1 protein-coding gene is annotated in these 423 nt (G+C 70.9%); it reads left to right on the top strand.

Annotation, left to right across the window (positions count from 1 at the left end):
* The coding region (locus tag RM812_RS42550) for a condensation domain-containing protein (protein ID WP_311586416.1) at nucleotides 1-423 on the top strand (423 nt) is incomplete at both ends.

Genomic DNA, 423 nt, shown 5'->3' with positions numbered 1-423 from the left:
GTGAGTTGGTGGGGCGGGTCCGTGACGCCGATCTGGAGGCGTTCGCGCATCAGGACGTGCCGTTCGAGCGGCTGGTGGAGGAGCTGAACCCGGCCCGCGCCCTCGCCCGGCACCCCCTCTTCCAGGTACTCCTGGTGAAGAAGGACCCCACCGCCTCCGGCCAGGCCGAATCCATGTCCGGCCTGCACACCGAAGTGGTCCCGGTCGGCACCTGGGTCGCCAAGTTCGACCTGACGGTGGGGATCGAGGAGCGGTACGACTCCGGGGCTGGTCCCGCCGGGCTGCTCTGGACGCTCGGATACGCCTCCGACCTCTTCGACCACGCCACCGTGGAACGGCTCGCCCGGCGCCTGTCCGTCCTGCTCACCGCGCTCGCCCACGACCCCGACCAGAACCTCGGCGCCGTCGACCTCCTCACCGACG

This window comes from Streptomyces lancefieldiae, from assembly GCF_031845825.1.
Classification (GTDB): domain Bacteria; phylum Actinomycetota; class Actinomycetes; order Streptomycetales; family Streptomycetaceae; genus Streptomyces; species Streptomyces lancefieldiae.
This window is presented reverse-complemented; position numbering and strand designations above follow the sequence as displayed.